We start from the raw sequence: 3,432 nt of genomic DNA on the forward strand, positions 1-3,432 counted from the left end.
ACCGATAGCGAGATGGTCAAGAAGGCGCGCGAGGGGGTGATGGAGTTTCTCCTCATCAACCACCCGCTCGATTGCCCGATCTGCGATCAGGGCGGCGAATGCGATCTGCAGGACCAGTCGGTCGCCTATGGCCGTGGGCGTTCGCGCTATGACGAGAACAAGCGCGCTGTCACTGACAAGTACATGGGCCCGCTGATCAAGACGACGATGACGCGGTGCATCCACTGCACCCGCTGCGTGCGCTTTTCCGAAGAGATCGCGGGCGTGGACGAGATCGGCGCGCTCTATCGCGGCGAAGGTATGCAGATTTCGACGTACCTTGAAGGCGCGGCGAAGCACGAGCTTTCGGCCAATGTTATCGACTTGTGCCCGGTCGGCGCGCTCACCTCGAAGCCTTATGCGTTTGAGGCGCGGCCGTGGGAGCTCAAGAAGACGCTGGGCATCGACGTGTCCGATGCGGTCGGCTCCAACATCCGCATCGACAGCCGGGGCCGCGAAGTGCTGCGCATCCTGCCGCGCGTTAACGATGACGTGAACGAGGAATGGCTTTCCGACCGCGCGCGCTATGTGGTCGATGGCCTGACGCGGCGCCGTCTGGACAAGCCGTGGCTGCGCAAGGATGGCAAGCTGACGGCGGCGAGCTGGACCGAGGCATTCGACGCGGTAGCCAAGATCAATCCCGGCGCTTCGGTCGCGGTGATTGCGGGCGATCAGGTCGATTGCGAGACGATGTTTGCGGCCAAGGCACTGGCGCGCGCGCTGGGTTCGAGCCTGCTCGAAGGGCGCCAGACGGGGCTGGCCTATACTGCGAGCAACATGGCAGCGGTGGCCTTCAGTTCGACCCTGAACGGCATCGAAGAGGCCGATGCGGTGCTGATCGTGGGCAGCCACGTCCGCGATGAAGCGCCGCTGGTGAACACGCGGCTCCGCAAGGCGGCCAAGAAGGGCGCGAAGGTCTTCGTGATCGGCGCTGCCTGGGAGCCGACTTACCCGGCGACGTTCCTTGGCGAAGATTCGGCCATTCTCAATGATGTGCCCGCCGAAGTTGTCGCCGCCTTCGAAGGAGCGAAGAAGCCCGCGATCATCATTGGCGGGGCTGGCCTTGCCAAGGGCGCGCTCGAAGCAGGTCTGGTGTTTGCCGAGCGCTTCAAGCTGGTGACCGAAGAGTGGAACGGCTTCAACGTGCTCCACATGGCCGCGAGCCGCATGGGCGGGCTGATGCTGGGCTATGCGCAGGCTGGCGGGCTGGGTGATCTGGTCGCGGCCAAGCCGAAGATGGTGATCTCGCTGGGGGCGGACGAGGTGGATTACACCAAGTTTGCTGGCTCCATGATCGTGCATATCGGCCATCACGGCGACAAGGCGGCGCATGCGGCGGATGTGATCCTGCCTGCGGCGGCCTTCACCGAGAAGGACGGCACTTACGTCAACACCGAAGGCCGGGTGCAGTATTCCGAACGCGCGGTCTATGCGCCCGGGGACGCGCGCGAGGACTGGACGATCCTGCGCGCGATGGCCGATGCGCTGGGCGTTTCGGTGGGCTTCGACAGCTTCGAGCAGCTGCGCGCCGCGATGATCGCCGAAGTTCCGGCTTTGGGTTCGGAAGGGCTGGCTGATTATGGCGCGCTGCCTGCGGCTCCGAAGGGCGCGAAGGCCGAGGGCGTGATCGCGGGTTACCCGATCAAGGACCACTATCTGACGAATGCCATCGCGCGTTCGAGCCCGACCTTGCAGCGCTGTTCGGCAGAACTGCTGCACGGCGAAAGCTTTGCGGAGGCCGCGGAATGATCCCGTTTTTCCAGAATCTCGGGCTTTCCTTTGAAGCCGCCTGGGGCCTTTCCACGGTCCTCGAAATCTTGCTGATCGCCCTGCCGGTGATGCTGGCGGTGGCGCTTGTGATTTATGCCGACCGCAAGATCTGGGCCTCGATGGCGCTGCGGCGCGGGCCGAACGTGGTAGGACCGTTCGGCATCCTCCAGTCGTTTGCGGACGGGCTCAAGGTGTTCCTGCAGGAAACCATCATCCCCTCGGCGGCGAACAAGGGCCTGTTCCTGATCGCGCCGATCATCACGTTTACCGTGGCGCTGATGGCCTGGGCGGTGATCCCGTTCAATTCGGGCGCGGTGCTGGCGGATATCAATGTCGGCCTGCTCTATGTCCTCGCGATCTCGTCCCTCGGCGTCTATGGGGTGGTGATCGCGGGCTGGTCGTCGAACTCGAAATACCCGTTTTTCAGCGCGATGCGTGCATCGGCTCAGATGATTTCCTATGAAGTCTCGATCGGCTTCATCCTCATCTGCGTGGTGCTGTGGGCGGGTTCGTTCAATCTGAACGAGATCGTCAAGGCGCAGAAGGACCACGTCTGGATCATCAACGGCTTCGTGGCGAACCCGCTGCTGTTCCCGGTCTGGGTGATGTTCCTGATCTCCGGCATGGCCGAAACCGCGCGCGCGCCGTTCGACTTGACCGAAGCGGAAAGCGAGCTCGTTGCGGGGTATCAGACCGAATACTCGTCGATGGCCTTCGCGCTCTACTGGCTGGGCGAATATGCCAACGTGCTCTTGATGTGCGCGCTGAATGCCACGCTGTTCTGGGGCGGGTGGCTGCCGCCGCTCGACATTCCGGTGCTCTATCTGGTGCCCGGCCTTGTCTGGCTGCTGCTCAAGATCCTGTTTTTCTTCTTCATCTTCAGCTGGGTCAAGGCAACGGTGCCGCGCTACCGCTATGACCAGCTGATGCGGCTGGGCTGGAAGATCTTCCTGCCGCTCTCGCTGTTCTTCGTGTTCGCGATCAGTGGGTATCTGATGGCGACGAGGTATGGACCCATGCGCGAAGCTGGAATGGTTTCGGGCCGGACATACGAAGCGAAGCTTTGTGCAGACGAACGACTTCCGGGCCTGCCGACCTGCAAAGAACTGGACGCAAAGAAATGACCGTCTCGCAGATCATCAAGAGCTTCACGCTGTGGGAGTTCCTCAAGGCGCACTGGCTGACCTTGAAGTACCTCTTCAAGCCCAAGGCGACGATCAACTACCCGTTCGAGAAGAACCCGCTCTCCCCGCGCTTTCGCGGCGAGCATGCGCTGCGCCGTTATCCCAATGGCGAAGAGCGCTGCATCGCGTGCAAGCTGTGCGAGGCGGTGTGCCCGGCGCAGGCGATCACGATCGAGGCCGAACCGCGTGAGGACGGCAGCCGCCGCACCACGCGCTATGATATCGACATGACCAAGTGCATCTTCTGCGGCTTCTGCCAGGAAGCTTGCCCGGTCGATGCCATCGTCGAGGGACCGAACTTCGAATACGCGACCGAAACGCGCGAGGAACTGCTCTACGACAAGACCAAGCTGCTCGCGAACGGGGACAAGTGGGAGCGGGCGCTCGCCGCGAACCTTGAAGCCGATGCACCGTACCGCTAGGGGCCGCGCAACATGAT

The 3,432-nt window shown here is 62.7% G+C and carries 3 protein-coding genes; all 3 read left to right on the top strand.

Features of this window, described 5'->3' with window-relative positions; translation table 11 throughout:
* Positions 1–1,788: NADH-quinone oxidoreductase subunit NuoG (gene nuoG, locus Q0071_RS05340; RefSeq protein WP_298166101.1), on the top strand; the 1,788-nt coding region annotated here is incomplete at its 5' end.
* Entirely contained in the window at positions 1,785–2,933 is a 1,149-nt protein-coding gene (gene nuoH / locus Q0071_RS05345; protein ID WP_298166103.1) for an NADH-quinone oxidoreductase subunit NuoH, read from the top strand. The genes nuoG and nuoH, both read left to right, overlap by 4 nt.
* Positions 2,930–3,415 carry an NADH-quinone oxidoreductase subunit NuoI gene (nuoI, locus tag Q0071_RS05350; protein WP_298166105.1) on the top strand — a complete coding sequence of 162 codons (486 nt, stop codon included), beginning with the start codon at positions 2,930–2,932 and terminating at the stop codon, positions 3,413–3,415. The genes nuoH and nuoI overlap by 4 nt, the downstream gene beginning before the upstream one ends.
* Positions 3,416–3,432 lie beyond the last annotated feature (17 nt).

The organism is Novosphingobium sp. (assembly GCF_027486195.1).
Taxonomy (GTDB): Bacteria; Pseudomonadota; Alphaproteobacteria; order Sphingomonadales; family Sphingomonadaceae; genus Novosphingobium.